Raw genomic sequence first — 18176 nt, forward strand, 5'->3', positions numbered from 1 at the left:
TAAGTGCCCTTTTATAATTGACTGCCCCTTCACATACATCTATCGCAAATTAGGTTGATACAAATGTTGGAAATTAACCCAATCGTCCAAGCCATAAAAGAATACCGGGCCCGTACAGAGACCCTTAGGGGGTACCTTTGACTTCGATACCAAGAAAGAACGCTTAATCGAAGTTGAACGAGAACTTGAGGATCCGGCCATTTGGGAGAATCCAGATCGTGCCCAGGAATTAGGCCGTGAACGTGCACAGCTTGAGAATGTGGTCAATACCATTGAGAGCTTGCTCTCCGGCCTTGACGATGCTCAGGAGCTTTTGGATATCGCCGTTGAAGAAGAGGATGCCGATACCGTCGAGGAAGTCGAGAGTGAACTGGCGAAGCTACAGAGCGCGCTAGAGGGTCTTGAATTTCGACGCATGTTCTCGGGTGAAATGGATATGAATAACGCCTATCTCGACATCCAGTCCGGGTCTGGTGGTACTGAGGCTCAGGATTGGGCCAACATGATGCTCCGTATGTATCTCCGTTGGGGCGAAGAAAAAGGCTTCAAGACAGAAATTATCGAACTGTCGGCAGGGGAAGTAGCGGGCATTAAGAGTGCGACGGTGCAGTTTACCGGAGAATACGCATTTGGCTGGTTGCGCACCGAAACAGGGGTGCATCGACTGGTGCGTAAATCCCCCTTTGATTCTGGTAATCGCCGTCATACTTCGTTCGCTTCAGTTTTTGTGTCTCCCGAAATTGATGACAATGTTGAAATTGAAATCAACCCGGCAGATCTGAGAATTGATACCTACCGCTCCAGTGGTGCAGGTGGGCAGCATGTTAATACAACCGATTCGGCTGTGCGGATTACTCATGAGCCGTCCGGGATTGTTGTGTCCTGTCAAAATCAGCGTTCACAACATCAAAACAAAGACAAAGCCATGCAACAACTTCGAGCGAAGTTGTATGAAATGGAAATGATGAAACGTAATGAAGCTGCCCAGGCGTTGGAAGACAGTAAGTCTGATATTGGTTGGGGGAGTCAAATCCGTTCTTACGTTTTGGATGATTCCCGAATTAAAGATTTACGTACGGGAATTGAAAACCGGAATACGAATGCTGTACTGGATGGTGATCTGGACAGATTTATCGAAGCGAGTCTGAAGCAGGGGTTGTAAGCAAGATGAGTGACAATATGCAGAATCAGCAGGATGAAAACAAGCTGGTTGCAGAGCGGCGAGCCAAGCTGGCTCAGCTGCGTGAAGGTTGTAGCGCAAATGGACACCCGAATGATTTTCATCGGGAGCACTTAGCCGGAGTATTACAGAAGGAGTTCGGTGAGCACGATAAGGATGCCCTGGCAGATGTGAATCAGGTCGTGAGTGTGGCGGGTCGAATATTACGTCGAGGCGGACCATTTGTCGGCATTCAGGATATGAGTGGCCAAATTCAATTCTATGTCGGGAAAAAACTGCAAAAAGAGTTTGCTGCATGGAATTTGCTCGACCTTGGCGATATTGTTGGTGTTCGTGGTGCATTGCACAAGTCCGGGAAAGGTGATTTGTATGTCAATGTTGAGTCGGCTGAAGATTTGGTGATTTTGACCAAATCACTGCGCCCGCTTCCTGAAAAATGGCATGGTTTGTCTGACCAGGAGGCCAAATACCGACAGCGTTACGTGGATCTGATTATCAATCAGCGTACCCGTGATATCTTCCTGATGCGTACCAAAATCATCGAGGGAATTCGGAAATATCTGAGTGACCGGGACTTCATGGAAGTCGAGACACCCATGTTGCAGGTTATTCCCGGTGGTGCCACCGCCAAGCCGTTTATTACCAAGCATAATGCAATGGACATGGAAATGTTTTTGCGAATCGCGCCGGAGTTGTATTTGAAACGACTTGTGGTCGGCGGTTTTGAGCGGGTATTCGAGATCAACCGCAACTTCCGTAATGAAGGGTTGTCGACCCGGCACAATCCGGAATTCACGATGATTGAATTCTATCAGGCTTACGCTGATTATCATGACCTCATGGATATGACGGAAGATATGCTCCGAACTATTGCCCTGGATGTTTTGGGAACCTCTCAGATTGTGAATACCGTAGAGGATGATGAAGGGAATGTCGTTTCGGAAACGGTATATGATTTCGGACAGCCCTTTACCCGATTGAGCATGGCTGAAGCCGTTCTCAAGTACAACCCGGATTTTAATCCAGAGGTAATAAACAATCCTGAGGCGAATATCGACCAGTTGAAAGCTTATGCCAGACAAGTTGGCGTTCCGGATTCGGAAAAACAGAAGGCTTGGGGCCCCGGCAAGTATCTGTGCGAGATATTCGAGGAAACGGCAGAACATCAGCTGATTCAGCCGACATTTATTACTGATTATCCATGGGAGGTGTCTCCGTTGGCCCGCCGTAACGATGCCAATGCGTTTGTCACGGATCGTTTTGAGTTTTTTGTCGGTGGTCGGGAACTGGCGAATGGTTTTTCGGAGTTGAATGATGCTGAGGATCAGGCCAATCGCTTCCGTAAGCAAGTCGAAGAGAAAGACGCCGGGGATGACGAGGCAATGCATTACGATGCAGATTACATTAATGCATTGGAGTACGGGTTGCCGCCTACCGCAGGAGAAGGTATTGGGATTGATCGACTGGTGATGCTGTTTACTAATTCGCCAACTATCAAGGACGTTATTCTGTTTCCTCACATGAAGCCGCGAGCTTAAGCGGAAAGTCTAAAGCGAATCCCCGGAATTTAACTGGACCCTATCATTGAGTACTGTGGTGGTAGGTGACCAGTTGAATGACGGGGGGCTTCCAATGGCAGAAAACCTATACCAGGAGCAGGAAATATGATGAATAGAGCTGGTGAGTTACACCCATCGTGGCAGTCGAAGATTGGGGACCAGCTGCAGTTGCCCTATATGCAAACGCTCAAGGCTTTTTTGCAACAACGAAAGGCTGCCGGGGCAACCATTTTTCCGCCTGGTCGGGAAATGTTCAATGCATTTAATCATACCCCTTTTGATCAGGTTAAAGTGGTCATTCTGGGGCAGGATCCTTACCACGGGCCTGGCCAGGCCCATGGCTTGTGTTTTTCAGTTCGCTCAGGAATTGCACCGCCACCCTCGTTGGTTAATATTTTCAAAGAAATCGAGTCTGATCTGGGGATTCCTAGGCCAGATCACGGTTGTTTGACCCATTGGGCGGAGCAAGGGGTTTTGCTATTAAACGCGGTGCTTTCGGTTGAGCAGGGCAGTGCAGGAGCACATCAAGGTAAAGGCTGGGAGCAATTTACAGATTCGGCAATTGCTGCACTCAACGAACATCGTGAGCATCTGGTTTTTATGTTGTGGGGCAGCTATGCGCAGAAAAAAGGACAGTTGATCGATCCAAGACGTCACCTTGTGCTCAAGTCACCACACCCCTCACCACTCAGTGCCCACAGAGGTTTCTTTGGCTGTCGTCACTTTTCATTGGCAAACGAATATCTGGTAGGTAACGACGCTTCGCCTGTTCAGTGGCAATTGCCGGAACAGGGCTGAGGGTTTTGTGTTTTGGAGAGCTTCTCCGGGGTCACCGAAGAAGCGCTTTGTCCTGAGTAGCCCTTGGCAAACTGAATAACCTAGCCGTTTAGCAGTGCCATTGCGGCTTCCATGTCTTCAGACAGGTCCTCTGCTTCACTAATATCGATCTCCGGATCAAGTCCGAGGCGGCTAAACGCAGTAATAGTACTCCAGTCCATTTGTGCATGCGGATGTTCCGAACCGGCAAGGCTTTGCAGATAGGCAACCATGACAACATCTGCATAGTCGACCTTGTCCACTGATCTTGAGAAGTTAACGTATTCGGTCGGAACGTTTTTCAGGTCTGCCGGGAAATCCCATTTCACGAGAATCTGCTGCCCGATTGATGGGTGAATTGCATTGATGATTTCATCGAGCTGAGCCGTGTTCAGGTCGATATCGTTGTCCTCAACGTATTTCAGAATGGGCAGCACACCAATTTGATGTACCAGTCCCGCCAAGGTTGCCTGATCGGCTTTCAGTTTCGTGTAATGTTGAGTCAGCACGTGACTGATACCGGCAATTTCGGTGCTTTGTTGCCAGACGTCCCGCATTTTTTTATCAATCACTTCCGAAGTGGCCTGGAACATTTGTTCCATTGCAAGACCGGTTGCCAGATTGCTGGTGTAGGTCATGCCTAAGCGGCTAACTGCCATATTGAGGTTGTCAATTTCTCGAGCGCCTCTGAGCAACGGACTGTTGCACACGCGAATAATTCTTGCGGTTAATGCGGCATCATTACTGATGACATCAACAATGTCCATAATGGAGGAGTCGGGATGTTCTGCGATTTCCCTGACTTTTAGCGCGACCTCTGGCAACGTCGGAAGAACCAGCGAATCATTTTCAATTGCGGTCAGGATTTCCGATTTAATTCTTTCAGTTAGTTCAGACATATGGGCTTCTCGTATGCAAAGGTAGTCCAATCATTGACTCGGACGAATTGGAAACACTACTAAAAGGTATAGCAGATCCTCGCCAAAGTTCACGATCAAATTGGTATTTACCTACTTGTTGTGAATGCTGAACAAGTGCTTGTCCGGTACGCCTCAGATTCTCTCCAGTGGGAATGATTCTACCCGTATGAATGATTTAGTTCGATTCATTTGATTGGCTCATAATGCATTGTTTTTCTCGACAACAGATTGGTTTGTCCCGCTGCTGAGAACAAGTCCTGATCGGCCTTTTCGTTCTGGATAACCGCTAACAGTTCGTAGTTGTTGTGCTTAGCAGGAGCCGGGGCGGCAATCCGCACGATGTTACCAACCTTGTTATCATCTTTATCGTATAGGGCGTCGCCAATCGCGGGTATCGTCGAAGGGGCTGAAATTTCGAAGCGATACATGCGTTTCTTGAGTTTACCCAAATACTGCATGCGTGCGACGATTTCCTGGCCAGTGTAACAGCCTTTTTTGAAGCTGATGCCGTCTATCGCCTGTAAATTCATCATTTGTGGGATGTATTCCTCCTGGGTGGCGGTAACGACTTCGGGAATACCATTTTGAACTTCGAGCTGATTCCAGTCTGCTACAGGCGTGGGTTGATCCGAAATCGAGGTTGCCTCTGACGATTGGCAGGCGACAACGTTGTCTGCAGCGTCTGACGCACTATTTAGCCAGAGTTCCCAAATCGGTGTTTGGGTGGGGTGGCGAATGATGAGCTGGTTGTTGTCGACTTGAATTGTTGCCCCAAACTCGGTTGGGAGTTCCGGTGTAGCTTCGGCGCAAGCCTCCGGAATCGTTAAGCCGAGTGCAAACCAGCTACTGGCCTTGATCTCAGCTTTAAAAAAGGCGAGATATTTACTCAATCGATTCTGGAAATCTGCGGCCAGTTCAGATGGCAGTTTGATCAGATAGTGTTCTTCAGTGAGCCTGGCTATCTTGAACAGGGCGAACATTCTGCCTTTGGGTGTGCAGGTTGCAGCAAAATTGGAATGCTCTTTGGTTACCTCATCCAGGTTACAAGTACATTGACCTTGAAGGAAGCGTTTTGCGTCTTTGCCTTCCAGTGACAGGATGACATTGTCCCATTGAGGGTGTACGGCGAATAAGGTGTCAAGGTAACTGAACTCGTATTGCGTGTCGGGCGACAGCCAATCCTTCAATAATTTCATGGTCAATCCTAAGGTTGTTTTTTTCAGCCCGAAGAGAAGCGTAGTGCAACTCTAAGGCGTCTGAAATGATCTGAATGCACGTTATCGTATGTCAAAATTGCAAAGAGCGGAAGGTGATAATTGTCGATATCTAAAACGATTATGGTAAGCCAGGGGTGTACAAGTGATGTGGGTTTCGCTCGGGCCCGGAAGGTTTTTTCATTCTTCAGGGTCACATTCAGGAATACTCCCTTTTCAACGGGTAGACCTAGTTTTGATGCCGCAGCGATGTCAGGTTTAATGCGTACCACAGAACGCGGCTGTAGAAGCAGACCATAACGGAGAATCATATAGCGCGCGATAACAAGTGTGGCGAGTGCCAACAGAACCATACCTAGGTTAGGCAAGTTGGCACGGTAAATCACATAGAGTTGGCTCAGTGCAAGGGCGATACAGAAAACAATAATCGCCCTTGATGGGTGGAGTCGGACGGGACAAGCTTGAAACGGGTTAGTGGACACCTTTACTATTTTCAGCGTAACAGATCTAGTCCGGCTGAACCCGGTCCAGGATTATTTTCACCATGTACTGGTGGTCTGGGTCGGTGGGCTCTGATTTCTGCATGAACCAGTTAAACAAATCCTGGTCTTCACAGTCGAGTAACTTGCGATAGCGAGCTTGATCCTCGTCGCTCAGGTCGTCGTATGCCTCTTCCAGAAAAGGAACCAGGAGCACATCAAGCTCAAGCATTCCTCTACGGCTGTGCCAGAACAAGCGTTTTTTATCGGTGGCTTTATCGATCTCGGAAGTCATATAGAGTAGTTCACATCAAAATTCGAATGAGTGCCGCATTATACTGCGTTACTGCCCGTGGTGCTATTCACGCTCACTAAAGTTGATGGGCGTGAGCACAGTATCTTTCGCTTTTTTCTGTTGCTCCGGGTAATCCAGGGTAAAGTGTAACCCTCTGCTTTCCCGGCGTTGCAGTGCTGAGCAAATAATCAGGTCGGAAACAGTAACCAGGTTCCTGAGCTCAAGCAGGTCATTCGTCACCTTGTAGTTGCTGTAGTAATCTTTGATTTCTTGCGCGAGCAGATCAACCCGGTGTTTGGCCCGCTGCAGTCTTTTTGTGGTGCGAACAATACCGACGTAGTCCCACATAAAACGCCTGAGTTCATCCCAGTTGTGAGAGAGTACGACATCTTCATCGGAGTCGGTCACCAGGGATTCGTCCCAGGTGGGAGCTTTAGGAGGGGCCGGGATTGCATAGAACTGGCGTTCGATGTCCTTGGCAACAGCGGATGCGAATACGAGGCATTCCAATAAAGAATTGCTGGCGAGTCGATTGGCACCATGAAGCCCGGTAAAAGAGGATTCTCCAACCACATAGAGTTGATTGACATCACTGGCACCATTGAGATCAGTGACAACGCCGCCACAGGTGTAGTGTGCCGCAGGAACGATCGGAATGGGGTCTTTGGTAATATCGATACCGAATTTCAGGCAACCTTCATAAATGGTAGGGAAGTGCTCTTTGACAAATTCGGCGGGTTTGTGGCTGATATCAAGATATAAATGGTCTGCGCCTAACCGTTTCATTTCATGGTCTATTGCCCGTGCAACGATATCGCGGGGCGCGAGTTCTTTGCGTTTATCGAACTTTTCCATAAACCGTTTTCCGTTAGGCAAAAGCAGATAACCGCCTTCTCCCCGAACCGCTTCGGTGATCAAATAGGCTTTGGCTTGAGGGTGGTACAGACAGGTTGGGTGGAATTGATTGAACTCCATGTTTGCGACACGACACCCGCTACGCCACGCCATGGCAATGCCATCGCCCGTAGCGCCATCAGGGTTGCTGGTATATAAGTAGGCCTTACTCGCACCCCCGGTAGCCAGCACGATAAAACGGGCCTGAAATAATTCCACATGAGAGGTTTGCCGGTTCAACACATAGGCACCTATGCATCGGTTTCCAGGCAGAAACAGTTTTTTATGGGTAATCAGGTCGATAGCAACCCGGTTTTCGAAAACATCAATATTCGGGCGCATCCGCACCTGATCATTGAGTGTTGTTGATACGGCTTTTCCGGTTGCATCCGCTGCGTGAATCACTCGGCGATGGCTGTGGCCACCTTCTTTGGTTAAATGATATTCGTCGCTTTCGTCTTCCAGTTTGGTAAAACTGACTCCAAGCTTGAGTAACCAGTCTATCGCGGGTTTACTGTTTTCGACGGTAAACTTTACGGCGTTACGATGGCAGAGCCCGGCACCCGCGACCAGTGTGTCCTCAATATGGGATTTCGCCGAATCGTTATCATGCAGCACGGCGGCAATGCCGCCCTGGGCATAGAGTGTGGATCCGCTGAGCAAGCTTGATTTGCTCAAAACGGCTATACGTGCGGTCTCGGGTAGGTTCAAGGCAACGGTTAACCCTGCGGCCCCGCTGCCGATTATTAATACATCGTGGTGGTAAGTTGCACCCATCGAACATTGGTTCCTCTGCTTTTTCGGCATAATTGTAATGCAAAAAAACTGAAATGTACCCAACGATGTTGTTTTGCGATCAATGTTGCTTTGCGATCAATGTTGTTTTGCCATCAATGTTACTCCAAGACGGATTTGGTTTTGCCGTTCACCGTGTGGATGAGCGCAAAACTATTTTTTGATGTACTCCATATCAAGGTGAACTAATATGCTACTTGGCTGTCTATTTCTGTAAATCAGGACTGAGTCGCGTGATTGTGGCGTTTATCCTGGTTGCAACACGGTGAGTTCAATCAGCGGTAGAGAGCGAGATAAGTATGAAGCAATCGAGGATTTTGTCGCTTCGAGACGTCAGACAACGAAAAGTATCTTCATCCCCCTGCAGTGATACGTATGGGACGCACAGTGGTAGTTCAGCACAAGTACTCACCACCCATAACAATGTCTATTCAATACCGGAATGGCAGGGTGAGTCAGCTCGTGAGAATATTTCCAGTCCGGAGGTGCGCACTGGTGAAAGGGGTAAGGGCCACTACGAAATGGATCAAAGAAGTCAGTTAACCGATAATCAATTGGTTGAAGCCGTTCAGCGAGGGGATAAGCGCGCTTTTGATATGCTGGTTATAAAATACCAGGCCAAGGTGGCTGGTGTGATCTCCCGGTTTATCACCGATCATTCAGAAGTTTTGGATGTTAGCCAGGAGGCGTTCGTCAAAGCCTATCGAGCGCTCAATCAATTTCGGGGCGATAGTGCTTTTTATACCTGGATTTACCGGATAGCAATCAATACCGCGAAAAACTACCTGGTATCCAAGGGGAGACGACCACCAGGGGTTGATGTTGATGTAAGTGATGCGGAATTCTTTGAATTGGATACCGCACTCAGAGACGTGCAATCTCCAGATCGAATACTCCAGCGGGATGAGTTGGCACAAACGGTTCACCGCGCGATGTCTGCATTGCCTGAAGATCTTCGAGTCGCACTGGCGTTGCGGGAGTTTGATGGTTTGAGCTACGAGGAAATAGCCGAAATAATGGCTTGTCCGGTGGGAACCGTGCGCTCCAGAATCTTTCGGGCGCGGGAAGCGGTTGACACTGCAATTGCGCCATTGCTTTGATACAGCCAGTTAAAATTAGTGTTTAAAAATGGGTGATTCCAGAGGTATTAATAATGGATGAAAGACTGAAAGAGTCTATTTCGGCATTATTTGACAATGAAGCAGAGGAGCTAGAAACGCGTAGAGTTTTGGCTTCAAGTGATGATCGTGTCTTGCATCAGTGGAAACGTTACCAGCAAATGTCCGAGTTAATTCAGACCAATTCGCAAGCTTTTGATCTGTCTCAACGGGTTTCGGCTGCAATTGCTGATGTGGAAATGGAGCCGGTGACAAATGAAGATGCGCTTACCACAAATTCCGTGGATCCTGCAAAGGAGAATACAGATCAAATTCCCGTCATTGAAACAAATGCAACGGGGAATGTTACTCATAGCAGCAATACTGGGCATCGAAAGGGCTATTGGGGCGCTGCGATAGCGGCTTCGATATCGTTCTTCTTCGTTTTTGGTGCCTGGGTTTCTCTGCAAGGTAGTAATCCCGCGTCGGATGGACAACAACTGGTTCAGTCAGATCCCGCGCTGCAAATTTCCGATGAAGATGTCGCCTTGGTCGAGCTGCGGAGACAAACTGAACAACCGGTTGCAACAGTGGCCAACACCGATCATGATCGTGAAGCGCTGCTGGATACCGAAGGCGCAGACCGATTGAATGACTATCTAATGCGTCATGCAGAAAACGGGGTGATGGGGGCTGCACCGGTTATTGTTCCCTTTGCGAGGGTTGCCAGTTTTAATGACCTGGAATCATCACCAGCAAAAAACAGTGAAGGCCAATCGAGTCGCTGACATGGGTGTATTGGTGAAAAATTCAGGGGAAACTTCGTGCATGATGCGTCTGATTTGCCGTAGTCTATTCGGGCGTTTGCATCAGGGAGTGTTGGTTTTGGCTGCGGTTAACCTGGGTTTAATGGTGACCTTTTTGCCGCTGACAGCCCATGCCTCTGTTCCCAAGGAACCCGTGGCGCTTCACGATGGGGACAAGTCGAATTCGGGGGAACGTACTCAGCATCAGTTGCGAGAGTTGATCTTGAATATACCGACAGCGAGCCGCGAGCAAAATTATCGCGGAACGGTGGTCTATTTTCGTGGACAGACGATGAACTCTCTGGAAGTTGTGCACCGATGGAAGGAAGGGCTTGTTCAGGAAAAGTTGGTTCAACTTGACGGTGAAATGGGGGAAATACTCCGCAATGGAGACGAAGTCATCTGTTATTTGCCCAATAATCAAGCGGTGCGATTGAATCAGTCAGTAGCATTGAGTCCCCTGTCAAGTGCCGCTTTGGATGCGATCAAATTGGAGCAGCATTACACGTTGGCATCTTATGGTGAGGATCGTGTGGCGGGATATGGCGCGCACAAAGTTGCGCTCATGGCGAAAGACAAAGACCGCTTCAGCTATTTATTGTGGCTGGAAAATGGTAGCGGGTTGTTATTGAAATCCATTTTGATGGATGCCCAGGGCGAGATGCTCGAGCGTTTTCAGTTTTCAAGTTTGCAGCTTTCAGTCCAGATCAGTGAGCTGGAGTTACAACCGTCATTGACGGTTGATGTGATGAAAGATAAATCCAACACCGGGAAAATGGCTTCCACGCCAACCTCAGGGCTGCTGCAATCCTGGAAACCGGGTTGGTTACCAATGGGATATACTCAGGTTGAAGGAAAGGCGTCCTATTCTGAGCGTCGGGCCAATGGCTGGTCACAAGCCTATTCTGACGGGCTGTCTTCGTTCACGATTTTTGTTGAACTCTGGTCCAGGGATGCAATGCCTGAAGGCGGAGCCAGAGTGGGGGCAACGATCGCCTATGGCAGGAAAGTGGAGCTCTCCAAAGGTGCGATACAAATTACCGTAGTTGGTGAAATCCCGGCACAAACCGCAATGAAGGTTGCTGAAAAGGTTGAGTTTAGCCTCCCTTGACCGGTCGTTTATTCCGAAATTGCCCGGTATAATGTGTATCGGATACCGTCTGGAAGGATTGGTGAAAGTCGCAACCTGAGGCGACGCGGGAAAATGATCGAGGAAGCGGGCAAAGATGATAGAAGAAACAGGTAAAGTCGTTGCCGTAGACGGCAATTCGATTTGGGTTCTGGTTGCAAGGCAAAGCTCTTGTAGCACTTGCTCTGCGAAGTCCACTTGCGGACAAAGTGCTTTGTCCGAATTGACTCAGGGGCAACAGACCCAGCTTAAGGTCAGAAATCATCTTGGCTGCCAAGTGGGCGACACCGTTACAATCGGTATCCCTGAGCAGGCCATGTTGAAAGCCTCTGCGCTCATCTATCTTCTGCCCATCGTTTTTATGCTGGTTTTTGCTGTTTGTGCTGATCTCGCAAAAGCGTCTGAAGCGATCACCGCTGTGTCCGGACTGATCGGTTTAATTGCGGGTCTTGGCGCCGCTCATCTTTGGTCTGGCAGACTGGCCAACCGTCAGGAATTTGAACCTCATCTGATCCGCCAATCCAGAGTCTTACAGACGGATTACCAATCCTTAAGTTGAAAAATACGCGGCCGGCATCAAAATACAAAATTATCTTAACAGCAAACAAACTGAGGGTTGGCTATGCAGAGAGTAAATCGACTCGTTCAGGCTTGGATCCTGATGCTTTTTTTTGTTCTGGGTACGGCTCACGCTGACAGTTTACCTGACTTTACCGAATTAGTTGAAGATTCATCTCCAGCGGTCGTTAATATCAGCACCAGCAGTAAACCTGGCAAGAAGTCACGCGTACCATTTTCGGAGGAGGAGCTACAACAAATCCCCGAGTTCTTTCGCCACTTTTTCGGAGCGCCTTATGGCCGTGAAGAGCGACCGATGCCGCGTCATTCGATGGGATCGGGTTTCATCGTATCAAAAGACGGTTATATTCTTACAAACAACCATGTTATCTCCGGTGCAGATGAGGTCATTGTTCGGTTGAGTGATCGACGGGAACTGGTTGCAGAGCTGGTCGGCGCGGATGAGCGTTCTGATTTGGCTTTATTGAAAGTGGAGGCTGAAGATTTGCCCGTGGTCCAGCTGGGCAAGTCGAACCGGCTCAAAGTCGGGGAATGGGTGCTCGCAATCGGCTCTCCTTTTGGCTTTGACTATACCGTTACTGCGGGTATTGTTAGTGCACTTGGGCGTAGCCTGCCGAATGAAAATTATGTCCCTTTTATTCAAACCGATGTGGCCATCAATCCGGGGAATTCCGGTGGTCCTCTGTTTAACCTTGACGGCGAAGTTGTGGGGATTAACTCCCAGATTTATACCCGATCTGGAGGGTTTATGGGCGTGTCCTTTGCGATTCCCATCGACGTCGCGATGCATGTGGTTGATCAGTTAAAAGGCCAAGGTTATGTGACTCGGGGTTGGTTGGGCGTACTTATCCAGGAAGTGAGCCGGGATTTAGCCGAGTCGTTTGAGTTAAGCAAGCCCCATGGTGCACTGGTTGCCCAGGTTATGGAGAATTCGCCAGCGGCAGAAGCGGGGGTGAAGGTCGGGGATATTATTGCCGAATATAATGGCGTCGAAATTGGTCTGTCCTCAGATTTGCCTCATCTGGTTGGGCGAACACCGGTGGGTAAATCTGCTGAGTTGATTGTTATCCGCAATGGTGATCGTAAGAAGCTGACTGTGAAAATCGGTGAATTACCGAGCGATAATGCACCTCGAGTTGGTAAATCATCCCAAAATGACTCACAAATTAATCCTTTGAATGTGGTTGTACAGGAATTGAATGCTGCAACCAAGGAAAAGCTCTCAATATCTGGTGGTGTACAGGTTGTCGAAGTGGGGGCAGGGCCTGCACGTGTTGCAGGGATCCGGCGCGGTGACATTATTAATTCCATAAATGGCGAGCATATTGATGATTTAAAAGCGTTTAATGCGCTCGTTGAAGATCTACCTGAAGGCAAAGCGATCCCCATTTTGATACTACGAGAAGGTAATCCTGCTTTTGTGGTTGTTAAAATCACGAAATAGAGTGAGCTTGTTCATATGACCTTATGAGTGCGACCTGAGCGAGGCGGTTTCACTACCGCCTGTATTTTCATTTCGACATACCCCGGTTTGACTGAGTTAGAAAGCGCCGGGGTCGTTCCCTCCGTTTAATCCAGTTTCCCTAACGTAACGAGTCAGTTGCAAGTCTCCTCATTTGCGGTTTAAATGATAAGTCAGGGTCAATTGACCTGAGTGTTGAACCTAACTTAATTCAGACGTTAACAAGTCCAGTCCATGACCACACATCAGGAAACCCTATTTACGATTTTAAAATCGCCACAAAGTAAATTGGCATGGATGGTATTTTCCGTTGGCATGCTGGTGACGCTTTCGCTCTGGTATCTTGCAGGGGGGTTGGTTAATGAGAGAACTTATGCGGCATTTGAAAATCAGTCCCGACAGCTCAAAAGTGCAATAGAGGAACGACTGGTTAACTACGAACAGGTTCTGGCCGGGAGTGCTGGATTGTTTGAGGTGGCAGAGCAGATTAGTCGTAATGACTGGAGTGATTATATTCGATCATTGGATGTTGAGTTTTATTATCCCGGAATTCAAGGCGTGGGGTTTGCCCGCTATGTACCACGCAATCAACTTGAGGCCCATCTGGCAACCTATCATAACGCGGGAGAAGTGGATTACCTTGTGCATCCCGAAGGTGATCGCCCGGAATATTATCCTGTCGTCTATATTGAACCTCAAACCCGGCAGAATATTCTGGCCTACGGGTTCGATCCTATGGGGGATCCGGTTCACAGGCGAGCTCTGGAAGAAGCACTAAAATTCAAACGGGTAGCCATGACGGGAAAGGTGGTTCTGGTTCAGGAGCAAATAGATGAATCGCAGCCCGGATTCTTGCTTTATTACCCTGTATTTTCCGAAGTTGTGGCTCCGGGGGCAAGCCCGATCCAGCCTGCAGTCTCTCTGCAAGGATTTGTGTTCAGCGCTTTTCGCATGAATCATTTGATGGATGGTATCGTAGGGCTAATTTCACCTTTCCTTGATATCCGCATCTATGACTCGGATGTAGTCCAGGCCGAACGCGTTATGTACGCTTCAAATCTGGGGTCTTTGGAGAATGAGTTTACCTTCGAGTACCAGCAATCGCTTGAGCATGGCGGTCGAACCTGGTTACTTGTCACCAGAACTACACCCGCGTTTGACTTTCTTGCCCGTGATGAGCGCCCCTTGATTGTCATGGTTTCAGGAACGATCGTAAGTTGTTTGCTGCTTTTGCTCATGTTGGTATTGATTCGTGCACGTCTGGAGGCACAAATTAATGCCGGTAAATACCGGGCAATTACCGAAGATACCAAAAATATTACCATTATTTTTGATACACAGGCCAAACCTCTGTACCTGAGTCCATCCTGTCAACGCATACTCGGTTATACCTTGGATCAAGCCCTTAAATTGGGGGTGGAGGGCATTGTTCACCCGGATGATGCGCCAGCCGTACAAAGTAGTTTTGCATCAGTGGTGAAAGGCCATAATGCGGCCTTTCTTCAGACCCGAATTCGCAACAGCAAAGGACAATGGCTGGAAATCGAGGGCAGCTATACGGATATGCGAGATGTTCCCGGAGTGGATGGGATCGTTTGTAATTTTCATGACGTTTCAGAGCTTCGGGAGGTTCAATCCAGGCTCAAGCAGCTGGCTTACTATGATTCGCTCACGGGCTTGGCCAATCGGCAGCTATTCGAAGAGCGGTTACAGCACTGTATTAAATCCATCGGTCGCCGGGAGCAGCCGGCGGCCCTGTTGTTTCTGGATCTTGATGGATTCAAGCAAATTAATGATACGCTGGGGCATGATTCCGGTGATATTTTGTTATGCCACGTTGCCCGGTGGTTGTCGGATTGTGTCCGTCAGGATGATTCTGTTGCGCGCTTTGGTGGTGATGAGTTTCTGGTGTTGCTTTCCCAGGTGTCAGGACCCGAAGCTGTTGCACAGGTCGCAGAGAATATTCTTAATCAGGTTTGCCAGCGCATAAAGGTGAAGGGGCACGAGGTCTGTGTCAGCACCAGTATTGGTATTGCGATGATACCCGAAGACAGTGAGGATGCTGCCACTTTGTTGAAGTTCGCGGATCTGGCTATGTATCGGGCCAAGGAGCTCGGGCGTAACCGTTATCAGTTCTTCACCAAGGCCATCAATATGAAGGCTGCACGCAGAATGTTGATGCAGGAGGAGCTTCGCGTTGCAAAAGAGCTGGACCAATTTTCCCTTTATTACCAACCCACTGTGCGACTTCACGATCACAAAATAGTCGGTGTGGAAGCGCTGCTCCGCTGGCAGCATCCCGAGCGCGGGCTATTGAATGCCCAGGAATTTCTCGATGTGGCGGAAGATTGTGGTTTGATGCATTCCTTGGGGGGCTGGGTGTTGCGGCAAGCTTGTATTCAGGCAATGGCATTGCAAAGTTCCTTCGAAGAGCTTGTCGTGTCGGTAAACTTTACCAAAGGGCAACTGCTGGATCACCGTTTTCTGGAAGCAGTTGATGATGTTTTGAGCACGACTGGAGTGCAACCGGAACAACTGGTCTTTGAATTTCCTGCTGATGTTGTTGTCGACTATCAAGAGCAAATTGTGCCTGTTATGGAGGCATTACAATCTCGTAATATTAAGCTGACACTGGATGACTTTGGCAGTGGCTATTGTGCCCTTGGCAGTATGCACTTGTACCCGGTCACTACGATCAAGATCGATCGTTCGTTAGTTGCTGAAATCCTCACCAGTCAAAATTGTGCTGCACTGTCATCTGGCGTGGTGGCCATGGCGAAAAAGCTTGATATTTCAGTCATCGCCGAGGGTGTGGAGTCCGCAGAGCAGTTGAATGTTCTGATCGAGAGTGAGTGTGAGTATGCTCAGGGGAATCTGTTTTCCCAACCACTTCCGGAATCCCGCTTGGCGGCATTTCTGACAACGTATGCAGGACAGGGACAACGATTTATCTAGCTTCCCTCAAATTGTTGTATATGCCAACAAGGCATATTAATTAACCACCTTGCAATGACATTTTGTCGGATTTTAGATAGAATTGCGCCGTTTTACCGCTTCCATCGTGGAATTTTTGTGTTGCCATTGTGAGAAGCTGAAAAAAGTATCTTCTATCTGCTTAACTCGAGTGAATTCCATCTGTGAGTAGTCTCAAAAATATTCGTAATTTTTCCATCATCGCCCATATTGATCACGGCAAATCCACACTGGCTGACCGCTTTATTCAGGTTTGCGGAGGGCTTTCGGATCGGGAGATGTCCGCTCAGGTATTGGATTCCATGGATATCGAGCGAGAGCGGGGGATTACAATCAAAGCTCAAAGCGTAACACTGGATTACAAGGCACGTGATGGAGAGGTGTATCAACTCAATTTTATTGATACGCCTGGACACGTTGACTTTTCCTATGAGGTTTCCCGCTCGTTGGAAGCGTGTGAAGGGGCATTACTTGTGGTTGATGCCGGACAGGGCGTGGAAGCGCAGTCGGTCGCGAACTGTTACACCGCGATTGAACTGGGACTGGAAGTGGTTCCAGTGTTGAACAAAATGGATTTGCCCCAGGCTGAACCCGACCGGGTCAAGCATGAAATAGAAGACATCATCGGTATCGATGCAATGGATGCCGTACCCTGTAGCGCAAAAAGTGGTATGGGGGTTGAGGATGTTCTCAATGACCTGATCGCCAAAATCCCGCCTCCAGAGGGGGATACCGACGCAGATCTGCAGGCATTGATCATTGACTCCTGGTTTGATAACTACCTTGGCGTGGTATCGCTCGTACGGGTCAAAGAGGGGACATTGCGCAAAGGCGATAAGATCCTGGTTAAGTCGACAGGAAAGATCGAACTGGCTACGGATATTGGTGTATTTACCCCCAAGCGTCTGGCGAAAACAGAATTGAAAGCCGGCGAAGTTGGCTATGTTGTCGCTGGAATTAAAGATATTCACGGTGCCCCTGTCGGGGATACGATAACCCACGCGAAAACCCCTGATGTTCCGCAATTACCCGGCTTTCAAAAGGTAAAGCCTCAAGTATTTGCCGGTTTATTTCCCGTTAGTTCCGATGATTATGAAGATTTCCGTGATGCGCTTGAAAAGCTTACCTTGAATGATGCCTCTTTGCATTACGAACCTGAAACGTCGGATGCACTTGGTTTTGGTTTCCGGTGTGGCTTTTTGGGTATGCTGCATATGGAGATTATCCAGGAACGGCTTGAGCGTGAATATAACCTGGATTTGATCACGACAGCGCCAACGGTAGTTTACGAAGTGGTGACCCGGTCCGGTGAAGTCGTAAAAGTCGATAACCCTTCCCGTCTGCCAGACCCTGGTGCGATTGATGAGATGCGGGAACCCATCGTTGAGGCGAATATTCTGGTGCCGCAAGATCATTTGGGCAATGTGATATCGCTTTGTGTTGAAAAGCGTGGTGTCCAGAAGGACATGCGATTTATCGGTGGGCAGGTTGCCTTGAGTTATGAATTGCCAATGAATGAAGTGGTGCTGGATTTCTTTGATCGTATCAAATCCGTGAGTCGTGGCTTTGCATCACTGGATTATCATTTTGTTCGTTTTGAAGCGTCTTCACTTGTGAAGCTCGACGTGCTGATTAATGGCGAGAAAGTAGATGCTCTGGCCTTGATTGTTCACCGGGGTAATGCCCATCACCGGGGCCGTATGCTGGTTGAGAAAATGAAAGACCTGATTCCTCGACAAATGTTTGATGTGGCGATACAGGCCGCGATTGGTGGTCAGATCGTTGCCCGACAAACCGTCAAGGCGCTGCGCAAGAATGTAACAGCCAAGTGTTACGGTGGTGACGTCAGTCGTAAGAAGAAATTGTTACAGAAACAAAAAGAAGGTAAGAAGCGGATGAAGCAGGTTGGGAAAGTTGAGATTCCTCAGGATGCGTTTCTGGCCGTGCTCAAGGTCGACAGCTGATACTCCTCTCCCCT

The 18176-nt window shown here is 48.6% G+C and carries 15 protein-coding genes; 10 read left to right on the forward strand and 5 right to left on the reverse strand.

Translation table 11 applies throughout. The features are described 5' to 3' along the window. Positions 1–63: 63 nt before the first annotated feature. The 3 genes from prfB to ung all read left to right on the forward strand — a co-directional run bounded on the left by prfB (position 64) and on the right by ung (position 3537). Positions 64–1162 (forward strand): peptide chain release factor 2 gene (prfB, locus tag OLMES_RS06020; RefSeq protein ID WP_157678182.1). Its coding sequence is split into 2 segments (ribosomal slippage): positions 64–138 and positions 140–1162, totalling 1098 coding nucleotides; the frame shifts between segments, so codons are not numbered across the junction. A gap of 5 nt (positions 1163–1167) precedes the next feature. Next, the gene (gene lysS / locus OLMES_RS06025; RefSeq protein WP_087460432.1) at positions 1168–2718 is read left to right on the forward strand and encodes a lysine--tRNA ligase; all 1551 of its coding nucleotides are present in this window, start codon (positions 1168–1170) and stop codon (positions 2716–2718) included. Between the two features lie 126 nt (positions 2719–2844). Then, on the forward strand, positions 2845–3537 hold the full coding sequence (gene ung, locus OLMES_RS06030) for a uracil-DNA glycosylase (protein ID WP_087460433.1): 693 nt from the start codon (positions 2845–2847) through the stop codon (positions 3535–3537). Between the two features lie 80 nt (positions 3538–3617). Here ung and OLMES_RS06035 read toward each other — a convergent pair whose 3' ends face one another. The 5 genes from OLMES_RS06035 to nadB all read right to left on the reverse strand — a co-directional run bounded on the left by OLMES_RS06035 (position 3618) and on the right by nadB (position 8134). After that, on the reverse strand, positions 3618–4454 hold the full coding sequence (locus tag OLMES_RS06035) for an HDOD domain-containing protein (protein WP_087460434.1): 837 nt from the start codon (positions 4452–4454) through the stop codon (positions 3618–3620). A 206-nt stretch (positions 4455–4660) separates the two neighbouring features. Continuing rightward, positions 4661–5671: a CAF17-like 4Fe-4S cluster assembly/insertion protein YgfZ gene (gene ygfZ / locus OLMES_RS06040; protein ID WP_087460435.1), complete on the reverse strand. Its 1011-nt coding sequence runs from the start codon at positions 5669–5671 to the stop codon at positions 4661–4663. 23 nt (positions 5672–5694) lie between these two features. Then, complete coding sequence (locus OLMES_RS06045; protein WP_087460436.1) at positions 5695–6171, reverse strand: hypothetical protein; 477 nt, start codon at positions 6169–6171, stop codon at positions 5695–5697. Between the two features lie 25 nt (positions 6172–6196). Further along, positions 6197–6463, reverse strand: a complete 267-nt coding sequence (locus OLMES_RS06050) for an FAD assembly factor SdhE (RefSeq protein ID WP_087460437.1) — start codon at positions 6461–6463, stop codon at positions 6197–6199. A 63-nt stretch (positions 6464–6526) separates the two neighbouring features. After that, positions 6527–8134 (reverse strand): L-aspartate oxidase, encoded by a 1608-nt coding sequence (nadB, locus tag OLMES_RS06055; protein ID WP_087460438.1) that lies wholly within the window; start codon positions 8132–8134, stop codon positions 6527–6529. Between the two features lie 539 nt (positions 8135–8673). Between nadB and rpoE the strand changes: the two genes are divergently transcribed. The 7 genes from rpoE to lepA all read left to right on the forward strand — a co-directional run bounded on the left by rpoE (position 8674) and on the right by lepA (position 18162). Further along, on the forward strand, positions 8674–9252 hold the full coding sequence (rpoE, locus tag OLMES_RS06060) for an RNA polymerase sigma factor RpoE (RefSeq protein WP_087460439.1): 579 nt from the start codon (positions 8674–8676) through the stop codon (positions 9250–9252). Between the two features lie 53 nt (positions 9253–9305). Continuing rightward, on the forward strand, positions 9306–10037 hold the full coding sequence (locus tag OLMES_RS29000; RefSeq protein WP_157678183.1) for a sigma-E factor negative regulatory protein: 732 nt from the start codon (positions 9306–9308) through the stop codon (positions 10035–10037). A gap of 40 nt (positions 10038–10077) precedes the next feature. Further along, entirely contained in the window at positions 10078–11166 is a 1089-nt protein-coding gene (locus OLMES_RS06070; protein ID WP_198343237.1) for a MucB/RseB C-terminal domain-containing protein, read from the forward strand. A gap of 115 nt (positions 11167–11281) precedes the next feature. Next, positions 11282–11743, forward strand: coding sequence for a SoxR reducing system RseC family protein (locus OLMES_RS06075; RefSeq protein ID WP_087460441.1), 462 nt, complete (start codon positions 11282–11284; stop codon positions 11741–11743). Positions 11744–11806: 63 nt separating this feature from the next. Further along, positions 11807–13207 (forward strand): DegQ family serine endoprotease, encoded by a 1401-nt coding sequence (locus OLMES_RS06080; protein ID WP_087460442.1) that lies wholly within the window; start codon positions 11807–11809, stop codon positions 13205–13207. 315 nt (positions 13208–13522) lie between these two features. Then, positions 13523–16180 (forward strand): bifunctional diguanylate cyclase/phosphodiesterase, encoded by a 2658-nt coding sequence (locus tag OLMES_RS06085; protein WP_198343238.1) that lies wholly within the window; start codon positions 13523–13525, stop codon positions 16178–16180. A 182-nt stretch (positions 16181–16362) separates the two neighbouring features. Next, the gene (gene lepA, locus OLMES_RS06090) at positions 16363–18162 is read left to right on the forward strand and encodes a translation elongation factor 4 (protein ID WP_087460444.1); all 1800 of its coding nucleotides are present in this window, start codon (positions 16363–16365) and stop codon (positions 18160–18162) included. Positions 18163–18176 lie beyond the last annotated feature (14 nt).

The sequence above is a fragment of the Oleiphilus messinensis genome (genome assembly GCF_002162375.1).
Taxonomy (GTDB): domain Bacteria; phylum Pseudomonadota; class Gammaproteobacteria; order Pseudomonadales; family Oleiphilaceae; genus Oleiphilus; species Oleiphilus messinensis.

Bases quoted from the DNA above. Each gene is read 5' to 3' on its own strand.
- lysS (WP_087460432.1), top strand. From the start codon at position 1,168: ATGAGTGACAATATGCAGAATCAGCAGGATGAAAACAAGCTGGTTGCA.
- ung (WP_087460433.1), top strand. From the start codon at position 2,845: ATGATGAATAGAGCTGGTGAGTTACACCCATCGTGGCAGTCGAAGATT.
- OLMES_RS06035 (WP_087460434.1), bottom strand. From the start codon at position 4,454: ATGTCTGAACTAACTGAAAGAATTAAATCGGAAATCCTGACCGCAATT.
- ygfZ (WP_087460435.1), bottom strand. From the start codon at position 5,671: ATGAAATTATTGAAGGATTGGCTGTCGCCCGACACGCAATACGAGTTC.
- OLMES_RS06050 (WP_087460437.1), bottom strand. From the start codon at position 6,463: ATGACTTCCGAGATCGATAAAGCCACCGATAAAAAACGCTTGTTCTGG.
- nadB (WP_087460438.1), bottom strand. From the start codon at position 8,134: ATGGGTGCAACTTACCACCACGATGTATTAATAATCGGCAGCGGGGCC.
- rpoE (WP_087460439.1), top strand. From the start codon at position 8,674: ATGGATCAAAGAAGTCAGTTAACCGATAATCAATTGGTTGAAGCCGTT.
- OLMES_RS29000 (WP_157678183.1), top strand. From the start codon at position 9,306: ATGGATGAAAGACTGAAAGAGTCTATTTCGGCATTATTTGACAATGAA.
- OLMES_RS06070 (WP_198343237.1), top strand. From the start codon at position 10,078: ATGATGCGTCTGATTTGCCGTAGTCTATTCGGGCGTTTGCATCAGGGA.
- OLMES_RS06075 (WP_087460441.1), top strand. From the start codon at position 11,282: ATGATAGAAGAAACAGGTAAAGTCGTTGCCGTAGACGGCAATTCGATT.
- OLMES_RS06080 (WP_087460442.1), top strand. From the start codon at position 11,807: ATGCAGAGAGTAAATCGACTCGTTCAGGCTTGGATCCTGATGCTTTTT.
- OLMES_RS06085 (WP_198343238.1), top strand. From the start codon at position 13,523: ATGGTATTTTCCGTTGGCATGCTGGTGACGCTTTCGCTCTGGTATCTT.